We start from the raw sequence: 18,528 nt of genomic DNA on the forward strand, positions 1-18,528 counted from the left end.
TCAGACCACCACCATCGTGCCCGATCCCTCCTGCCGCCGAGCACGCCACCTCGCCCCGATCTTCCGGAGCTCCTCGAGCCAGAGGATCGACGAGCCCACCGCGACCGCCAACAGCCACTCGTCCGCGTGCAGCGGGGTGGTGTCGAAGATCCCCTGGAGGAAGGGCACCTGGACCACGGCCACCAACAGCAGCGGGACCGCCGCCAGTGCCACCCAGATCGGGGCGTTGTGCGCCATGTCCCGGGAGAACACCGAGCCGTCCGTGGAGCGGACGTTCATCAGGTTGAACACCTGGAAGAACACGAAGGCGGCGTAGGCGAGGGTGGTGGCGAACAACGGCACGCCCGCGCGCTCGGGGAACAGCGTCTCCGCGAACGCGAGGACCAGCAGTGTCCCGGTGGCCATGACCACGCCCAGCCACAGGATCCGTACCAGTCGTGACGGGGTGAGGATCTGCTCGTCGGCGGGTCGGGGCGGCCGCCGCATCGCGTTCTTCTCCACGGGCTCCACGCCCAGCGCCATGGCAGGCGGGCCGTCCATGACGATGTTGACCAGCAGGACCTGCAGGGCGGTGAACGGCACGGCCGCCAACCCGAACAGCCCGCTGGCGAGGAACACCAGAACGAACGCCCACGCGGTGGTGAGCTGGAACTTCACGAACTTCACGATGTTGTCGTAGATGCCGCGGCCCTGCTCGACGGCCGAGACGATGGTGGCGAAGTTGTCGTCCGTGAGCACCATGTCGGCCGCACCCTTGGACACGTCGGTGCCGGTGATCCCCATCGCGATCCCGATGTCGGCCTGACTCAGCGCGGGGGCGTCGTTGACGCCGTCCCCGGTCATGGCCACCACGTCCCCGCCGGACTGCAGGGACCGGACCATCCGGATCTTGTGCTCGGGGGACACCCGGGCCAGGACTCCCAGGCCGGGGGCACGTCCGGTCAGCTCGTCGTCGTCGATCCCGTCGAGATCGACCCCTCGCAGCGCCTCCCCCTCGATCCCCAGGTCACGGGCGATCGACGAGGCCGTGACGAGGTGGTCGCCGGTGATCATGTGAACCGAGATGCCCGCCTCGCGTGCCACCCGGATGGCCTCGGCGGCCTCGGACCGGGGCGGGTCGACGATGCCGACCACCGCGAACACGGTCAGGCCGCGCACCTCGTCGAGGAGCACGCTCTCATCTACTCCGGTCTCGCCGGATCCGTCCTCGCCTGATACCGACTCGAACGGGCGCCCCGCCACCAGCAGGGTCCGCAGGCCCCGCTCCGCCAGCTCATCGGTCGCGAGACGGATCGCCTCGTGCAGCTCGTCGGTGAGCTCCACGGCGTCCGTGCCGTTCCACACGTGGGTCGACCGGGGCAGCAGCGCACCGGTCGCGCCCTTGGCGCTGAGCGCGAGCTCCCCGCCCGGTGAGCGGTTGACGGTGGCCATGAACCTGTAGTCGGAGTCGAAGGGCACCTGGGCCACCCGCGGCCGTGCGGCACGCAGTCCCTCCACGTCGAGCCCGCACTTGGTGGCGGCCACGAGGAGAGCGCCCTCGGTGGGGTCGCCGACGAGTTCGCCGTCGGTCACGATCGCGTCGTTGCACAGCGTCATGGCGACCGCCGCCCTCCGGAGGTCCGGAACGGCATCCGGATCGGACGACAGGACCGTGCCGGTCGCCTCGTATCCGGTCCCGGTGACGGTGTAGGCGGAACCGCCCGCGACGATCCGCGTCACGGTCATCTCGTTGAGGGTGAGGGTCCCGGTCTTGTCCGTGGCGATGTGGCTGGTCGACCCGAGGGTCTCCACCGCCGCGAGGTTCTTGATGATCGCCCCCTCACGGGCGAGCCTCGCGGCGCCCATCACGAGGGTGAACGCCACCACGGCGGTGAGGCCCTCCGGGATGGTGGCCACGGCGAGCGAGACCGCGCTGAGGAGCATGTCCTCCCAGGACTGCCCGCGCACCAGTCCGATCCCCATCACCAGCGTCACCACGACCAGCGCGATCACGGTGAGGACCCGGGCCAGGACCCCGATCCGCCGTTGGAGCGGCGTCTGCTCACCGCCCGCCCCGCCGAGCAGCTCGGCGATCGCCCCCATCTCCGTGCGCTCACCGGTCCCCGTGACCACCACGCGCGCCCGACCGCGGGTGACCTCGGTGTTCATGAACACCATGCCGGTGCGGTCACCGAGCGGCGCGTCCGCGGCGGCCACCGCTCCCGCCGTCTTGTCCACGGGGACCGACTCGCCGGTCAGGGCCGACTCCGCCACCTGGAACCGGGACGCCTCGAGAACGCGACCGTCAGCGGGGACCCTGTCGCCGGATTCCACCACCACGACGTCCCCCGGGACGAGATCCGCGCTGTCCACCTCCACCTCGGCGCCGTCCCGCACCACCCGGCTGTGCGGCACCGCCATGTCGCGCAACGCGGCCAGGCTCTCCTCGGCCCGCGTCTCCTGCACGTAGTTCAGCACGGTGTTGAGCACCACCACCAGGAGGATGACGACCGGGGTCTCCCACTCGCGCGAGATCACGGCGCTCACCACGGCGGCCACCGCGAGAACCATGATCATGGGGTCGCGGAGCAGTCGCAGGACCCGTCTCCAGGCCGGCACCCCGGCCGCCACCGGCAGGGTGTTGGGACCGTGCTCGGCGAGACGACGCGACGCCTCGGCGCGGGTCAGGCCGTTCGACCCCGCGCCGAGGCGGGAGACCACCTCTGCGGTGGACAGTGTGTGCCAGGGGGTGCGCCGGTCCGTCTCCGGGGCGCGGTCCGTCGTCGTCATCCCCCCATCGTGCCCGGTCAGCTGCCCCGGGCGATCCACTCCTCCAGATGCGGAGACTCCTCGCCCACCTTGGTGCCGTCACCGTGGCCGGTGTGGACCAGCGTCTCGGCGGGCAGGGTGAGGATGCGGTCCCGGATCGAGGTGATGATGGTCGGGAAATCGGAGTACGACCGTCCCGTGGCGCCGGGCCCTCCGGAGAACAAGGTGTCGCCGGAGAACAGGACGCCCGCCTCGGGGACGTGGAAGACACACGAGCCCGGCGAGTGGCCTGGGGTGTTCATGACCGTGAACGAGGTCCCGGCGATCTGGAAGACCTGCCCGTCCTCGAGGTCCTCGTGGGCGACCGTCGGGTGGGTCTCCTCCCACAGCATCTGGTCGCCGGGGTGGACGAAGACCCTCGTGTCGAGCTCGCGGGCGAGCTCCGGGGCGACGGTGATGTGGTCGTTGTGGGCGTGCGAGCACAGGATGCCCTTGACCGTGCGCCCGGCCACCGCGTCGATGATCGGCCCGGCGGTATGGGCGGCGTCGATGACGTACACCTCGGAGTCGTCCCCGAGGATCCAGATGTTGTTGTCCACCTCCCACTCGCCGCCGTCGAGGGCGAAGACGCCGCTCGTCACAACCTTCTCGATACGCAGTCCACCGGCATTGCCGGCACTCGTGTACGTCTCGCTCACAGGGTCACCACCGATCGGAGGACGGATCCGGACTTCATGGCGCCGAACGCGGCCTCGACCGCGTCCAGGCCGATGCGTTCGCTGACGAACTTCTCCAGCGGCAACCGCCCCTGCAGATGCAGGTCGACCAGCATCGGGAAGTCGCGCTCGGGGAGGCAGTCGCCGTACCAGGAGGACTTGAGCGAACCCCCGCGGCCGAAGAAGTCGAGAAGCGGCATCTCCAGCCGCATCTCGGGCGTGGGCACGCCCACCAGGACCACCGTGCCCGCGAGGTCACGGGCGTAGAAGGCCTGCTCGTAGGTCTCGGGCCGACCGACCGCGTCGATCACCACGTCGGCGCCGAAGCCGCCCGTGAGTTCCTGGATGGCGGCCACGGGGTCCGTGCCGGAGGAGTTGACCACGTCGGTGGCCCCGAACTCGCGCGCCCACTCGAGCTTGGTGTCGTCGAGGTCCACGGCGACGATGGTCGAGGCCCCCGCCAGGCGGGCACCCACGACCGCGGCGATGCCGACACCGCCGCACCCGATCACGGCGACGGACTGGCCGCGCGTGACGTTGCCCGTGTTGACCGCGGCCCCGAGGCCGGCCATCACGCCGCAGCCCAGCAGTCCCGCGACGGCCGGATCGGTCGCCGGGTCCACCTTGGTGCACTGCCCCTCGTGGACGAGGGTCTTGTCGATGAACGCACCGATACCGAGCGCCGGGCTGAGCTCCGTGCCGTCGGTGAGGGTCATCTTCCTGGACGCGTTGTGCGTGGCGAAGCAGTACTGCTGCTGGCCGCGCTTACAGGCCCGGCACTCGCCGCAGACCGCGCGCCAGTTCAGCACCACGAAGTCGCCCTCGGCCACGTGCGTCACCCGGTCACCGACGGTCTCCACGATCCCCGCGGCCTCGTGACCGAGCAGGAAGGGGTACTCGTCGTTGATGCCGCCGTCGCGGTAGGCCAGATCGGTGTGGCAGACGCCGCACGCCTGCACGCGGACGACGACGTCGTTCGGTCCCGGATCGGGGACGACGACGTCGACGAGCTCGACATCCGCACCCTTGGTACGGGCGATGACGCCCCTGACGGTCTGTGACATACCCAGTTTCTCCTCGAGGTCGGTTCGGCTCGGGGCCGGATCAGGCGGAGCCCCGGTCCGGACCCCGTCCACCCTGCCACATATGCAGGACCGGCCATTCGTCTGCACGCGAAACGACCGGAGCCCCGGACACCTGTGGTGTCCGGGGCTCCGGCGGGTCGAGCGGTCTGCTCGAGGGGTCCGATCAGACGGCGACGCCGTTGGCACGCAGCCACGGCACGGGGTCGATCCACTGGCCGGCGGGGTTGCGCACGCCGAAGTGCAGGTGCGGGCCGGTCGAGTACCCGCGGTTGCCCACGGTGCCGATGACCTGACCGGCGTGGACGCGCTGGCCCACCGAGACGTAGTTCTGGTCGTTGTGGCCGTACTCGAGCAGGTACCCGTCGTCGGTCTGGATGCGGATCCACAGTCCGTAGCCCGAGGCCGGGCCGGCGGCGACGACCGTGCCGGACTTGGCGGCGAACATCGGCGTACCGATCGGGGCACCGAAGTCGGTGCCGTTGTGGAAGGTCCCCCAGCGCGGACCGAAGCCCGAGGTGATGGGGCCGAAGGTCGGGGCGTGGGCATCGCCGACGGCGGCGGACGGCGAACCGAGCGAACCGAACATCGCGGGATCGATGGCGTACTCCCGCAGCTGCGCCTCGTTCAGGCCGATGCCCTGCGCGAACTCCTGGGCCATCTGGCCGAGCTGGTTGACGTCGATGTCGGCGGACTGGGCGGACGCGGCGGGGGCCGCGGCCATCGCGACGCCACCCGTGAGAGCGGCACCGGCGACGGCGCCGGCGACGATGCGGCCCATGCCGCTCGCGGAACGGGCGGCACGGTGGCGGCCGGCGGTCGCGCCGGAGCCGGCCACACCGAGTCGATCGGCGAGCTCGGTGAAGGTGATTCGAGTGGCGTCGGACATCAGGGGAAACCTCGGAGTTCGGTGCGTTGGCGAAGCGGCGGGCCGACCGGCTTCCCCGGTGGCCTCCAAAAAGGTAACAGATGTATCTCGGCCCTGTCACGTCAAAAGCACGAACAGAAACAAAAGCGCCGGTGAGCGGGTGCTCACCGGCGCTACCGAGTTGTTACCCGAAGGTGATCAGTGGTCCGCCTCGCCCATCCTGTGCACGAGGATGAAGTTGGTCGACCCCTCGACGCCCGGCACGTTGCCCGCGACGATCACGATGAGATCGTCCTCGTTGTACCCCTCGAGGGGGAGCAACAGTTCGTCGGTCACCTTGACGAGCTCCGCCGTCTCGTGGACCCGGTCGGTCAGGAACGTCTCGGTTCCCCACGTGAGAGCCAACTGGCTCCGGATGCGCGGATCGCCGGTGATGGCGATGAGGGGCAGGTGGCTGTGCAGGCGGGCGAGCCGGCGGACGGTGTCCCCGGTCGAGGTCACCGCGACGAGCGCCTTGGCGCCCAGCCGCTCCCCGATCTCGCGGGCCGAGTAGGAGATGACCCCACGCTTGGTCCTCGGGATGTGGACGAGGTCCGGCGCGGCGGTGGAGTCGGCCTCGACCGCGAGGGCGATGGACGACATGGTCCGTACCGCCTCGATGGGGTACTTGCCGACGGAGGTCTCACCCGAGAGCATCACGGCGTCGGCCCCGTCGAGCACGGCGTTGGCGACGTCGGACGCCTCCGCCCGGGTGGGCCGCGAGTTGGTGATCATGGACTCGAGCATCTGGGTCGCCACGATGACCGGTTTGGCGTTCTCCCGCGCGATCTGGATCGCCCGCTTCTGGACCAGCGGAACGTCCTGCAGGGGAAGCTCCACGCCCAGGTCGCCGCGGGCCACCATGATCGCGTCGAAGGCCAGGACGATGGACTCGAGGTTCTTGACCGCCTCGGGCTTCTCGAGCTTGGCGATCACCGGGACGTGCACCCCGACCTCGTCCATGATCTCGTGCACCAGGTCGACGTCCGCCGGCGACCGGACGAAGGACAGGGCGATGAAGTCGACACCCAGCGCGAGGGCGAAGCGCAGATCCGCGATGTCCTTCTCGCTCAGCGCCGGAACCGAGACGTTCATCCCCGGGAGGGACACGCCCTTGTTGTTGGAGACCGTGCCCCCCTCGGTGACCACGCAGTGGACGTCGTCGCCCTCGACCCGCTGGACGGTCAGGCCGATGTTGCCGTCATCCACGAGCAGCCGGTCGCCGGGTCGGGCGTCGGTCGCCAGCCCCTTGTAGGTCGTGGAGACCCGGTCCTTGGTGCCCTCCACGTCCGCGACGGTGATGGCGACCTCGTCGCCCTCCGCCCACTCGTGGCGGCCCTCGAGGAAGCGGCCGAGCCGGATCTTGGGGCCCTGGAGGTCCGCGAGCACACCGACGGCGTGCCCCGACTCGTCGGAGGCCTTGCGGACCCAGCGGTAGTTGGCCTCGTGGTCGGCATGGTCTCCGTGACTGAAGTTGAGCCGGGCGACGTTCATCCCGGCATCGACGAGTTCACGGATGCCGGCCTCCGACGCGACGGCGGGACCCAGGGTGCAGACGATCTTGGTACGACGGTTCACCCGTACCAATCTAGTCCCCTCACCGGGATGACCGGTTAACGCAACGTCAACGGCCGGCCAACGGGGGTGCGTCCTCCGGGGACCCGCCGGTCAGGTCCTCGGGGGCACGCAGGTCCGACGGGTCCTCGCGGCCCCGGCGTGCCCGCCAGACGTAGATCAGTGCGGCCACCATGACGACGACCGAGACGACCGTGTTGATCCGCAACCCGAGGATCTCGGTCGCCGCATCCGCACGCAGCAACTCCACCCAGAACCGGCCGAAGCAGTACAGGGCCACGTAGAGGGCGAAGAGCCGTCCGTGTCCGAGGCGGAACCTGCGATCGATCACCACCAGCGCCACGGCCACCAGGACGTTCCAGAGCAACTCGTAGAGGAACGTGGGGTGCACGGTCGCGAGCACCTGCCCGGTGGAGCGACCGATGGTCTCGGAGTACCCGTAGGTCTCGTCGTAGCGCTGGTAGATCTCCAGCGCCCAGGGCACGTCCGTCTCGCGACCGTAGAGCTCCTGGTTGAAGTAGTTCCCCAGGCGCCCGATCCCCTGTGCCAGGACGATGCCCGGGGCGACCGCGTCGCCGAACGCACCGATCGCCCGGATGCCCTGCTGGCGCAGGCCGATGTAGGCGCCGACCGCGCCCAGCGCGACGGCGCCCCAGATCCCCAGACCGCCGTCCCAGATCTTCAGCGCGTCGACCGGGTTCCTGCCCTCCCCGAAGTAGCGGTACCAGTCGGTGGCCACGTGGTAGAGGCGACCACCCACGAGACCGAAGGGGACGGCCCACAGCGCGGTGTCGAGCACGACCCCCTCGCGCCCGCCACGGGCGACCCATCGCTTCTCACCCCACCAGATGGCCACGACGATGCCGAGGATGATCCACAGTGCGTAGGCGCGCAGCGGGAACGGCCCGAGCTCCCAGACCCCCTGGGGCGGGCTCGGGATCACGAGCCCGCCCCCGGCCGACGCACGCCCGCCGCGAGTTCGGCCGTCAGCCGGGCGAGGGCCTGGCCCCCCTCGGTGGCCGCGGTGATGAGGGCGGACCCCACGATGACGCCGTCCGCATAGGAGGCGATCTCCGCGGCCTGGTCACCGTTGCGCACCCCGAGTCCGACGCCGCACGCGAGGTCCGAGTGTTCACGGACCCGTGCGGTGAGGGTGCGCGGCGCGTCGGAGACCACGTCCCTCGCTCCGGTCACACCCATGACCGCCTGGATGTAGACGAAACCGCTCGTATGGGACAGCGTCATGGCCAGCCGTTCGGGCGTCGACGACGGCGCGACCAGGAACACCCGGTCGATCCCGTGTGCGTCCGTGGCGGCGATCCAGTCCTCCGCCTCGTCGGGGATGAGGTCCGGTGTGATGACCCCGGTCCCGCCGGCGGCCGCGAGGTCCTCCGCGAACCGGTCGACGCCGTACTGGAGGATCGGGTTCCAGTAGCTCATGACGACCGGGACCGCGCCGGCCTCGGCGACGGCCCGGATCACGGCGAAGGTGTCCCGGATCCGGAAGCCGGCCTCCAGCGCCACGTCCGCGGCCGCCTGGATGGTGGGACCGTCCATCATGGGATCCGAGTACGGGATACCCACCTCGATGACGTCGCACCCGCCCGCGACCATCGTCCGCACGGCCTCGATCGACCCCTCGACCGTCGGGTACCCCGCCGGGTAGTAGCCGATGAGGGCGGCCCGGTTCTCGGCACGGCACCGCTCGAAGACCTCGCTCAGAACGCTCATCCCTCGACTCCCCCGTCCGCGTAGTCGCCCTCGCCGTCGTCGGCACCCCGGCTCGAGTCCACCCCGGCCTCGGGTGGGGTCCCCCCGCCCAACAGACCGAACCACCGGGCGGCGGTGTCGACGTCCTTGTCACCGCGACCCGAGACGTTGACCAGGATCAGGTCGACGCCCTCGGCGGCGAGCTGCGCCGCTCCGGCGATCGCGTGGGCGGACTCGATCGCGGGGATGATCCCCTCGGTGCGGCACAGCTGGGCGAACGCGTCCATCGCCTGGGTGTCGGTCACCGGCCGGTACTCGGCGCGACCGATGTCGGACAGGTACGAGTGCTCGGGCCCGACGCCCGGGTAGTCCAGTCCCGCCGAGATCGAGTGCGACTCGATGGTCTGGCCGTCCTCGTCCTGCATGAGGTGCGCGTACGAGCCCTGGAAGACGCCCGGCCTCCCGGCGTTCACGGTCGCGGCGGTGCGACCGGACGCCACGCCGTCGCCGCCCGCCTCGCAGCCCACCAGGCGGACCGAGGAGTCGTCGATGAACGGGTGGAACAACCCGATCGCGTTGGACCCACCGCCCACGCACGCCACGGCGGCATCGGGCAGGCGCCCGATCCGCTCCAGGATCTGGGCGCGCGCCTCGGTGCCCACGACCCGCTGGAAGTCGCGGACCATCGCGGGGAACGGGTGCGGGCCGGCGGCGGTGCCGAACGCGTAGTAGGTGTCGTCCGCCCGGGAGACCCAGTCCCGCATCGCCTCGTTGATCGCGTCCTTGAGGGTCGCGGAACCGACCTCCACGGCCTCGACCTCCGCGCCGAGCAGACGCATCCGCGCGACGTTGAGCGCCTGACGACGGACGTCCACCGCACCCATGTAGATCTTGCACTCCAGCCCGAGCAGGGCGCAGGCCGTGGCGGAGGCGACGCCGTGCTGGCCGGCCCCGGTCTCGGCGATGACCCGCTTCTTACCCATGCGGTGCGCGAGGAGCACCTGGCCGAGGACGTTGTTGATCTTGTGCGATCCGGTGTGGTTGAGGTCCTCGCGCTTGAGGAAGACACGGGCGCCGATCTCGGCCCCGAAACGCCCCGCCTCGTACAGCGGCGACGGACGACCCGAGTAGTCGCGCTGGAGACGGTCGAGCTCGTTGAGATAGGCGTCGTCCGCCCGGGCCTTGGCGTAGGCGTCGGCGACCTCGTCGACGACCGCCATGAGCGCCTCCGGGACGTAGCGGCCGCCGAACGCTCCCCAGTGGCCTCGCTGGTCGGGCTCGTGTCCGGTCGTCGTCCGGAGCACGTCTCCCATCGAGGGCAGCGGTGTCAGCTCGTTAGAATTCACGGCTCCCAGTCTGCCGGAAGCGTGCGACGGGGGCCTAGCGGGGTCCCTGCGGGCAGGACGGGTGGGAACCCGCCGTGGCCAGGGCGTTGCACGCCGCGCGCGGGTCGCCCTTGGTCACCAGGCCCTCGCCGACGAGCACCGCGTCCGCGCCCACGCTGGCGTACGCCAGGAGGTCCGACGCGTCACGGACGCCCGACTCGGCGATCTTGACCACCCCGGACGGCAGGCCGGGAGCGATGCGGGAGAACACGTCGCTGTCGACCTCGAGGGTCTTGAGGTTCCGGGCGTTGACACCGATGACGGTGGCGCCGGCCTCGAGGGCGCGGTCCGCCTCCTCCTCCGTGTGCACCTCCACCAGTGCCGTCATCCCGAGCGACTCCGTCCGGTCCAGCAGGGACACCAGCGCGTCCTGCTCCAGAGCGGCCACGATGAGCAGCACGAGGTCCGCGCCGTGCGCCCGGGCCTCGTGGATCTGGTACGGGCCCACCACGAAATCCTTGCGGAGGACCGGGATGTCGACGGCGCGGCGGACGGCGTCCAGGTCCGCCAGGCTGCCGTTGAACCGGCGTTCCTCGGTCAGGCAGGAGATGACGCGGGCCCCGCCCTCCTCGTACATCCGGGCCAGCACGGCGGGGTCGGGGATCTCGGCGAGCGGCCCCTTCGAGGGACTGGCGCGCTTGACCTCGGCGATGACGCCGACCCCGGCACCCCGGAGCGCCTTGAGCGCGTCACGCGGTTCCGGCGCCGACCGGGCCGCCTTCTTGACCGCAGTGAGGTCGATGACAGCCTCGCGGGCCGCGACGTCCTCGCGGACCCCGTCGATAATCGAGTCGAGCACGGTACCCACCGTGACCTCCCTCTGCAGTGTTCGGGCAGGAAGTGTGATCGAGATCAACAATAGAGGCAGCACATGGGGTTCTCAGAATCGGGACCCGCTCTCTCCGGGATCACCCGTGGGATCGCGACCCTCGTCGAGTTCCTGCCAGAGGTCAGTGCCGGTGTCCGCGGCGGACTCGCCGGTCCCGCGGTCCTGGCGGCGCGCGGCGGGGGTCACGTAGCGATCGTCGCGCTTGACCCTCCGGGCCGGCCAGATCATGGGAACCGCACCCGCGGCGAGGAGTGCCGCCGCCCCGGCCCCGGTGAGCGCCGGCCCGGCCGGGCGGGTCGAGATCTCGGTGATCTCCGACCACTCCGGGATCGCCTGGGCGTCGGTGGAGCCCGGGCCCGCGTTGGTGCGGCCGAACTCCTCCTCGCCCGTCACCGTCGAGTGCACGCGGCCGGAGTCCACCCCGCCGACGGCAGAGAACAGCACCGCGCCGGTGGCCAGGCCGAGCAGGGCGATGACGGCGCCGACCACCCGCGCCCCCGTTCCCCGCACCAGGGCCACGGCGGCCACCGCGGCCAGGGCACCCAACGCCACCGCGACCAACGCGGGCTGCCACTGGGAGCCCGTCAGGGCCCGTCGGACCTCGCCCGACTGATCGTTGAACGCGACCACGTCCAGCCACACCATGCGGGAGGCGATCCATAGCAGGGCGGCTCCGAGCACCAGCAGGGCCACCGGGAGGCGAAGACGTGTGCTCTGGCTCACCGACCCACCCCCGTGGGGTTGGTTCCACCTGTGGGCCCCGCGGGCCGCAGGGTGTCCGCGGCCGCGACGGCCCGGAGGACGGCCATGGCCTTGTTGCGGCACTCCTGGTCCTCCGAGGCCGCGACCGAATCGGCCACGATCCCGGCCCCCGCCTGGACATAGGCGGTGCCGTCCTTGAGCACGGCGGACCGGATGGCGATGGCCTGGTCGGTGTTCCCGGCGAAGTCGAGGTATCCGACCACTCCCCCGTAGACGCCGCGACGGGTGTCCTCGAGATCCTCGATGATCTGCAGCGCGCGGGGCTTGGGCGAGCCCGACAGGGTGCCCGCCGGGAAGCAGGCGGTGACGGCGTCGATGCCCGTGCGGCCCTCCGCCAGGCGACCCGTCACCGTGGAGACCAGGTGCATGACGTGGCTGTACCGCTCGACCTGACGGAACTCGGTCACCACGACGGAGCCCGGCTCGCAGACCCGGCCGAGGTCGTTGCGGCCCAGATCGACCAGCATCAGATGTTCGGCGTTCTCCTTGGCGTCCTCCACCAGGTCCTTGGCCAGCAGGACGTCGTGCTCGTCGTCGTCACCCCTCGGCCGGGTCCCGGCGATCGGGTGGGTCGTGGCCAGCCCGTCCTTCACCGTGACCAGGGCCTCGGGGCTCGATCCCACGATGGTGAACGCGGTGCCACCGAAGCCGTCGTCCCCGCTGCCGTCCGGAACCGTCATCAGGTACATGTAGGGACTCGGGTTGGTGGTGCGCAGGATGCGGTAGACGTCCCTCGGCGAGGCCGAGGTGTCGACCTCGAAGCGCTGACTGAGCACCACCTGGAAGGCTTCCCCGGAGTAGATCTGCTCGATGATCTCGGCCACCCGCGCGTGATATGTCGACTCGTCGGTGCGGCGGGTCACCTGCGGGTCCGGGGTGTCGAACACGCTGACCCCGCCGCCGCCGGGCGCCGCGAGCCTCGCCGTCATCGCGTCCACCCTGGCCACCGCGTCGGCGTAGGCCTGCTCGACCCGATCGTCGCTCCCGTCCCAGTTGACGGCGTTGGCGATCAGGTGGATCCGGCCCTCGTGGTGGTCGAACGCGGCCAGGTCGGTGGCCAGCATCTGGACCAACTCCGGAACGTGCAGGTCGTCGGCGGTGTCGGGGGTGATGCGTTCGAGTCGGCGCACGATGTCGTAGCCGAGATAGCCCACGAGCCCGGACGTCAGCGGTGGTAGGCCCGCGATCTGGTCGGTTCGCAGCAGGTCGAGGGTCCGGCGCAGGGCGTCGAGCGGGTCCCCGCCCGTCGGTGCCCCCGCGGGCACGTGTCCCCACCACGTGGCCTCACCCGCCCCGTCGACGGTCAGCGCCGCGGCCGAGCCACAGCCGATGAAGGACCACCGTGACCATGACCGGCCGTGCTCGGCCGACTCGAGGAGGAAGGTTCCGGGTCGGTCGGCCGCGAGTTTGTCGTACGCGGACAACGGGGTCTCGGAGTCGGCCAGCACCGTGCGCACCACGGGGACGACCCGGTGGCCGGAGGCGAGCGCCCGGAACTGCTCGAAGGTCGTGGTCCTGGTGCTCATCCGACGACCCGGCCGCCGATCCCGAACGAGTCACGCGGCATGTCGTTGACGTGCACCCACACCTTGGCCGGGTCCTTGCCCGATGCCTCGGCGTACGCGGCGGTGACGGCCTCGATCACGCGCGCCTTGGACTGCGGGTCCATCCCGTCGAGCTGATTGATCTGGATGAAGGGCACAGGATCATTCCTCCCCGAGGAGTGTGTCGGTGTCGAAACAGCTCCGCGTTCCGTTGTGACAGGCGGCCCCGGTCTGATCCACCCGCAACAGCACGGTGTCGCCGTCGCAGTCGATCTCCACGCTGCGCACGTGTTGCACGTGGCCGGAGGTCTCCCCCTTGACCCACCGCGTCCCCCGCGAGCGCGAGTAGTACACCCCACGCCGCGTGGCCAGGGTCTCGGCGAGGGCGGCGTCGTCCATCCACGCCATCATGAGGACCCGGCCGTCGGACGCGTCCTGCACCACCGCCGCGATCAGCCCGTCCGCGGTGCGCGTGAGACGGTCGGCGACGGACGGGTCCAGGACCGGATCGCTCATCGGACCGTGACCCCCTCGGCCGCCATGGCCTTCTTGACGTCGCCGATGGTCATCTCACCGAAGTGGAAGACGCTGGCCGCGAGTACCGCGTCGGCTCCGGCCTCGACGGCCGGGGCGAAGTGTTCCACCGCGCCGGCCCCGCCCGAGGCGATCACGGGAATGGTCACCGCCGCGCGCACCGCACGGACCATGTCCAGGTCGAAACCCGCCTTGGTGCCGTCGGCGTCCATCGAGTTGAGCAGGATCTCCCCGACGCCGAGGTCCTGTCCGCGACGGGCCCACTCGACGGCGTCGATGCCGGTGCCCCGACGTCCACCGTGGGTGGTGACCTCCCATCCCGACGGCGTGGGGGCCTCGCCCCCGGGGACCGTCCGCGCATCGACCGACAGGACGATGCACTGTGAACCGAAGCGCCTGCTGAGCTCCTCGAGGAGCTCGGGGCGCGCGATCGCGGCGGTGTTGACGCTGACCTTGTCCGCGCCCGCGCGCAGGAGCTGGTCCACGTCCTCGGCGGTACGAACCCCGCCGCCCACCGTGAGTGGGATGAAGACCTGCTCGGCCGTACGGGTGACCACGTCGAGCATGGTTCCGCGGCCCGAGGACGAGGCGGTGACGTCGAGGAAGGTCAACTCGTCCGCACCCTGCGCGTCGTAGGCGGCGGCGAGCTCGACCGGGTCCCCGGCGTCCCGCAGATCGTGGAAGTTCACGCCCTTGACCACGCGGCCCGCGTCGACGTCGAGGCACGGGATCACCCGGGTGGCGAGTGTCATGCCCGGGTCACCGCTCCCCGTCGAGCCACGGGCGGTTGCCGTCGGGTCCGGGGGTGGCCCGGCGACGGCCGGCCTCGAAGAAATTCCCGGGCTCGCCCAGCTCGCGGATGGTGCCGAGCACCTCCGAGTGGGCCCGCGGGCCGGCCGCGAGGATCGACTGGGAGTCGATCGACCACGGCTCGCCAGCCAGGTCGGTGACCACTCCACCCGCCGCGCGGATGTGGGAGGCGCCCGCCGCGTTGTCCCAGGCGTAGTTGCCGAAGCTCACCGCGGCGGACAACCGGCTCGAGCCCACGAACGACAGGTCGACTCCCGTCGACCCGAACTTGCGGGTGCGGGCGGCGTCGAGGGTGAGCTGCTCGAACACCTCCCGGCGGTAGGCCGGCGGGTAGGTGGTGCGGGCGCCGGTGTTGAGCGACCCGAGGCCCAGCGCGACGTCGCGGATGGAGACGTCGGCGATCCGCGGGATCGCCTCGTCGTTCTCCTTCAGCGGGCCCCCGGCGAGGGAGGTGAAGCGCAGTCCGAGGAGCGGGAGCCAGGTCAGCCCCAGGACGGGCTGCCGCTCGTGGACCAGCGAGACGAGGATGCCGGTGGTGGGGATGCCGAGGGAGTAGTTGGCCGTGCCGTCGATCGGGTCGACCACCCAGAGGGTCCCCTCGTTGACCGGCGGGCCGCCGTACTCCTCCCCGTGCACCTCGAGGCCGGTCCCCTCGCGCAGCGCGTCGGAGATCCGGCGTTCGAGCTCGAGGTCGAGCTCGGTCGCGAAGTCGTTGCGCGAGCCCTTGACGCGGGTGCCCTCGGCCCCCAACCCCTCGACGAAGCGGGGGGTGACCTCCTCGAGGACGCGAGCCGCCAGTGCGAGCGCCTCCGCGGGGTCGACGGGCAAGTCCGTCGGCAGGGTATTTCCGGTCTGATCGGTCATCTCGGGCCTCCTGCTCGAGGTCAAACGGTCGGATGGAGCCACCGGCTGGTCACCGGAAGCTCAGCGGGCGCTCACCGCGGCGAGCGCCTCGGGGAGGGTGAAACGGCCCGCGTAGAGGGCCTTGCCCACGATCGCGCCCTCGACGCCCTCGGGCACCAGCGTCGCGATGGCCTCGAGGTCCGCCACGGACGACACTCCTCCGGATGCCACCACGGGCGCACCGGTGACCGAACACACCTGGGAGAGCATCTCGAGGTTCGGACCGTTCAGCATCCCGTCTTTGGAGACGTCGGTGACGACGTACCGCGCGCAGCCGTCTTTGTCGAGACGCTCCAGCACCTCCCAGAGGTTGCCCCCGTCGGACACCCACCCGCGGCCACGGAGTCGGGGTTCACCGTCGATCACGCGCACGTCCAGGCCCACCGCGATGCGGTCCCCGTGGCGGGCGATCGCGGACGCACACCACTCCGGGTTCTCCAGCGCGGCGGTCCCCAGGTTCACCCGGGCGCAGCCGGTCGCGAGCGCGGCCTCCAACGAGTCGTCGTCGCGGATCCCCCCGGACATCTCGACCTTGACGTCGAGTGCACCGACGACCTCGGCGAGGAGCTCGCGGTTGGTCCCGCGACCGAAGGCGGCGTCGAGGTCCACCAGGTGGACCCATTCGGCGCCGTCCCGCTGCCACTGCATCGCGGCCTCGAGCGGAGATCCGTACGAGGTCTCGGTGCCGGCCTCCCCCTGCACCAGACGGACGGCCTGCCCGTCGGCGACGTCCACGGCGGGCAGCAGTTCGAGGTAAGAAGCGTTGGTCACGGGCATCAGCGTAGTCCGTCGGCTCGTGGCGGCTCCCCATCGCCCTCGGCCGGTCCCGACGCGTGCGACGGCTCCCCGACGTGCGCCCCGCGCCGGACCTCCGCCTCGTTCCCGGGCTCGTCTCCGTACTCGGCACGGATCGCCCGGTCGGTGAGACGAGTGGACACCACACCCATCGCCACGACGGTCACGATGACACCGACCACGGCGAGTACGGCCAGACCGACCGGCGGCAGTGGGAGAAGCGCCACCGCCAGCGCGGTCAGGCCGAGGGACACCACTCCCGCACCGCAGACCCCCAGCGCGAGGGCCGCGAACGACACGGGCGCCGGGCGAGCCCGGCGGTCAGGCAATGGACCGGATCCAGTTCTCGAGCAGATGCAGGCCGGCGTCACCCGATTTCTCGGGGTGGAACTGGGTGGCCGACAGGGGGCCGTTCTCCACGGCGGCGACGAACCGCGTGCCGTGCCGGGCCCAGGTGACCTCCGGCGGGGTCAGGTGGTCGGACGGCTCCATCGCCCACCGTTGCACACCGTACGAGTGGACGAAGTAGAAGCGCTCGTCGGCGGGCATTCCGGAGAACAGGACACTGCGCTCGGGCGCCTCGACGGTGTTCCACCCCATGTGCGGCAACACCGGCGCCTCCAACCGCTCCACGACACCGGGCCACTCGCCACATCCCGCCGCCCCGGACTCGGCGTGCTCGCCGTCCGAGAACTCGGTCCCCCGCTCGAACATGACCTGCATTCCGACGCAGATCCCCAGGACGGGGCGCCCACCGGCGAGGCGTTCGCCGATGATCCGTGGTCCCTTGACGGCCCGGAGGCCCTCCATACACGCCGCGAACGCGCCGACCCCCGGGACGACGAGGGCGTCCGCCTCGGTGGCCACCCCGGGGTCGGAGGTGAGCTCGACCCGGGCACCGACACGCTCCAGTGCGCGGTGGGCGGAGCGGAGGTTGCCCGAGCCGTAGTCGAGGAGCGCCACCCGCGGGGCCAGTGAGGTCATGACCCCACTTTATCGTCCCGGTGTGGCACGGTCAGATCACGCGTGGGCCGGGTGCGCCGGGCACCCACCGCCGCGGGGCCGCCCACGACGAGGACGACTCCGGCCGCGACCATGAACAGGACCACGTAGCCGAACCCGGCGACCGCTCCCATGACCACCGATCCGAGGCCCGTGCCCGCGTCGAAGGAGATGTTCCACGAGGCGGACGCGGTCCCCAGACGCGAGCGCGGCATCCGCTCGAAGGACCCGACGAGCGCCTCGTTCTGCACGGCGCCGAACCCGAGCCCGAACACCACGGCGGGGGCGATGAACCACCACGGGTTCGCCGACAGCGTGAGCAGTCCGGCGATGCCGGCCATGCCGAGCGCCGAGAACCCGAGTCCGGGCCAGACCAGGGCGCCGGGGCCGCGCCGATCGGAGACGAGGCCGGCGAAGGTGCGCCCGACGATCACGCCCACCCCGAGGAGCCCCAGACCGACCCCCGCGACGACCGCTCCGCTCCCCGAGACGATCGAGTCCAGGGCGGGTGAGAGGAAGGACGCGGCGGCACCGTAGGGCAGGGAGACCGCCACCATGACGAGGAACGGCCCGGCGAGCAGCACGATCATCGCCCGGCGGCCCAGTGCGGACGGGTCGGAAGGTCTCGCGGGTGCCGGATGCACATCAGGGAGTCGTGCCGCGGCGAGCAGTCCGACCACACCGAAGGCGGTCGCGCCCCAGGCGACCGTGGCAAGACCGAACACCTCCAGCAGCCACAGCCCGACGGGCAGGAAGATCGCCTCGGAGATCCCCACCGCGAGGCCGATCAGTGAGGTGGCGCGGCCGAGCATCCCGGGTGGCGCGAGTTCCGCGACCAGCGCGGAGCCGGCGACCGTCATCATGCCGAAGCCCGCCCCGCGGACACCACTGACCGCCAGCACCGCGAACGGCCCGTCGAACAGGGCGAGCAGACCCGACGGCAGACCGAGGAGCGCACTGCCGCTCGCGAGCACCCACCGGTACCCGATCGCCGCGGTGATCCGCGGGGTGAGCAGCTGGACCAGCACGGTGACCGTCAAGAACACACCGGTGGTCGCGCCGGCGACCAGCTCGCTCCCCCCTCCCCGCAGCACGGCGAGAGGCACGACGGGCAGGAGCAGCGAGAAGCCACCGAACGCGAGCAGGACCAGGATGAACGCCGCGGGCACACCGCGGGTCCGGGCCAGTTGTGCGAACCCGCCCGGCTTCGTGACGCTCTGTGTCAC

Annotated in this window: 19 protein-coding genes; all 19 read right to left on the reverse strand. The window is 71.1% G+C overall.

The window, feature by feature from the left end; all coding sequences use genetic code 11:
* On the reverse strand, positions 1 to 2,769 hold the full coding sequence (locus CEY15_RS03065) for a cation-translocating P-type ATPase (protein WP_095717323.1): 2,769 nt from the start codon (positions 2,767 to 2,769) through the stop codon (positions 1 to 3).
* A 17-nt stretch (positions 2,770 to 2,786) separates the two neighbouring features.
* Positions 2,787 to 3,446 carry an MBL fold metallo-hydrolase gene (locus tag CEY15_RS03070; RefSeq protein ID WP_017836056.1) on the reverse strand — a complete coding sequence of 220 codons (660 nt, stop codon included), beginning with the start codon at positions 3,444 to 3,446 and terminating at the stop codon, positions 2,787 to 2,789.
* On the reverse strand, positions 3,443 to 4,528 hold the full coding sequence (locus CEY15_RS03075; RefSeq protein WP_095717252.1) for an S-(hydroxymethyl)mycothiol dehydrogenase: 1,086 nt from the start codon (positions 4,526 to 4,528) through the stop codon (positions 3,443 to 3,445). Before CEY15_RS03075 ends, CEY15_RS03070 begins: the two co-directional genes overlap by 4 nt.
* A gap of 184 nt (positions 4,529 to 4,712) precedes the next feature.
* On the reverse strand, positions 4,713 to 5,435 hold the full coding sequence (locus tag CEY15_RS03080) for a M23 family metallopeptidase (protein WP_095717253.1): 723 nt from the start codon (positions 5,433 to 5,435) through the stop codon (positions 4,713 to 4,715).
* A gap of 177 nt (positions 5,436 to 5,612) precedes the next feature.
* On the reverse strand, positions 5,613 to 7,031 hold the full coding sequence (gene pyk / locus CEY15_RS03085) for a pyruvate kinase (protein WP_095717254.1): 1,419 nt from the start codon (positions 7,029 to 7,031) through the stop codon (positions 5,613 to 5,615).
* A 46-nt stretch (positions 7,032 to 7,077) separates the two neighbouring features.
* Positions 7,078 to 7,971 (reverse strand): prolipoprotein diacylglyceryl transferase, encoded by an 894-nt coding sequence (lgt, locus tag CEY15_RS03090; RefSeq protein WP_095717255.1) that lies wholly within the window; start codon positions 7,969 to 7,971, stop codon positions 7,078 to 7,080.
* Positions 7,968 to 8,759 carry a tryptophan synthase subunit alpha gene (gene trpA, locus CEY15_RS03095; protein ID WP_095717256.1) on the reverse strand — a complete coding sequence of 264 codons (792 nt, stop codon included), beginning with the start codon at positions 8,757 to 8,759 and terminating at the stop codon, positions 7,968 to 7,970. Before trpA ends, lgt begins: the two co-directional genes overlap by 4 nt.
* On the reverse strand, positions 8,756 to 10,051 hold the full coding sequence (gene trpB, locus CEY15_RS03100; RefSeq protein ID WP_095717257.1) for a tryptophan synthase subunit beta: 1,296 nt from the start codon (positions 10,049 to 10,051) through the stop codon (positions 8,756 to 8,758). The genes trpA and trpB overlap by 4 nt, the downstream gene beginning before the upstream one ends.
* Before the next feature lie 67 nt (positions 10,052 to 10,118).
* The gene (gene trpC / locus CEY15_RS03105) at positions 10,119 to 10,931 is read right to left on the reverse strand and encodes an indole-3-glycerol phosphate synthase TrpC (RefSeq protein ID WP_095717258.1); all 813 of its coding nucleotides are present in this window, start codon (positions 10,929 to 10,931) and stop codon (positions 10,119 to 10,121) included.
* Between the two features lie 72 nt (positions 10,932 to 11,003).
* Complete coding sequence (locus CEY15_RS03110; RefSeq protein ID WP_245847168.1) at positions 11,004 to 11,675, reverse strand: TIGR02234 family membrane protein; 672 nt, start codon at positions 11,673 to 11,675, stop codon at positions 11,004 to 11,006.
* Complete coding sequence (locus CEY15_RS03115; RefSeq protein WP_095717260.1) at positions 11,672 to 13,240, reverse strand: anthranilate synthase component I; 1,569 nt, start codon at positions 13,238 to 13,240, stop codon at positions 11,672 to 11,674. Before CEY15_RS03115 ends, CEY15_RS03110 begins: the two co-directional genes overlap by 4 nt.
* Complete coding sequence (locus tag CEY15_RS03120; protein ID WP_017836066.1) at positions 13,237 to 13,416, reverse strand: tautomerase family protein; 180 nt, start codon at positions 13,414 to 13,416, stop codon at positions 13,237 to 13,239. Before CEY15_RS03120 ends, CEY15_RS03115 begins: the two co-directional genes overlap by 4 nt.
* Before the next feature lie 4 nt (positions 13,417 to 13,420).
* Positions 13,421 to 13,774 carry a phosphoribosyl-AMP cyclohydrolase gene (gene hisI, locus CEY15_RS03125; protein ID WP_017836067.1) on the reverse strand — a complete coding sequence of 118 codons (354 nt, stop codon included), beginning with the start codon at positions 13,772 to 13,774 and terminating at the stop codon, positions 13,421 to 13,423.
* Positions 13,771 to 14,544 carry an imidazole glycerol phosphate synthase subunit HisF gene (gene hisF / locus CEY15_RS03130; protein ID WP_095717261.1) on the reverse strand — a complete coding sequence of 258 codons (774 nt, stop codon included), beginning with the start codon at positions 14,542 to 14,544 and terminating at the stop codon, positions 13,771 to 13,773. Before hisF ends, hisI begins: the two co-directional genes overlap by 4 nt.
* A 7-nt stretch (positions 14,545 to 14,551) precedes the next feature.
* On the reverse strand, positions 14,552 to 15,466 hold the full coding sequence (locus tag CEY15_RS03135; RefSeq protein ID WP_095717262.1) for an inositol monophosphatase family protein: 915 nt from the start codon (positions 15,464 to 15,466) through the stop codon (positions 14,552 to 14,554).
* A gap of 60 nt (positions 15,467 to 15,526) precedes the next feature.
* Entirely contained in the window at positions 15,527 to 16,282 is a 756-nt protein-coding gene (priA, locus tag CEY15_RS03140) for a bifunctional 1-(5-phosphoribosyl)-5-((5-phosphoribosylamino)methylideneamino)imidazole-4-carboxamide isomerase/phosphoribosylanthranilate isomerase PriA (RefSeq protein ID WP_095717263.1), read from the reverse strand.
* Entirely contained in the window at positions 16,282 to 16,599 is a 318-nt protein-coding gene (locus CEY15_RS03145; RefSeq protein WP_095717264.1) for a hypothetical protein, read from the reverse strand. The genes priA and CEY15_RS03145 overlap by 1 nt, the downstream gene beginning before the upstream one ends.
* Before the next feature lie 22 nt (positions 16,600 to 16,621).
* The gene (gene hisH, locus CEY15_RS03150; RefSeq protein WP_095717265.1) at positions 16,622 to 17,284 is read right to left on the reverse strand and encodes an imidazole glycerol phosphate synthase subunit HisH; all 663 of its coding nucleotides are present in this window, start codon (positions 17,282 to 17,284) and stop codon (positions 16,622 to 16,624) included.
* Complete coding sequence (locus tag CEY15_RS03155; RefSeq protein ID WP_095717266.1) at positions 17,281 to 18,528, reverse strand: MFS transporter; 1,248 nt, start codon at positions 18,526 to 18,528, stop codon at positions 17,281 to 17,283. The genes hisH and CEY15_RS03155 overlap by 4 nt, the downstream gene beginning before the upstream one ends.

The organism is Dietzia natronolimnaea (assembly GCF_002289575.1).
Taxonomy (GTDB): Bacteria; Actinomycetota; Actinomycetes; order Mycobacteriales; family Mycobacteriaceae; genus Dietzia; species Dietzia natronolimnaea_A.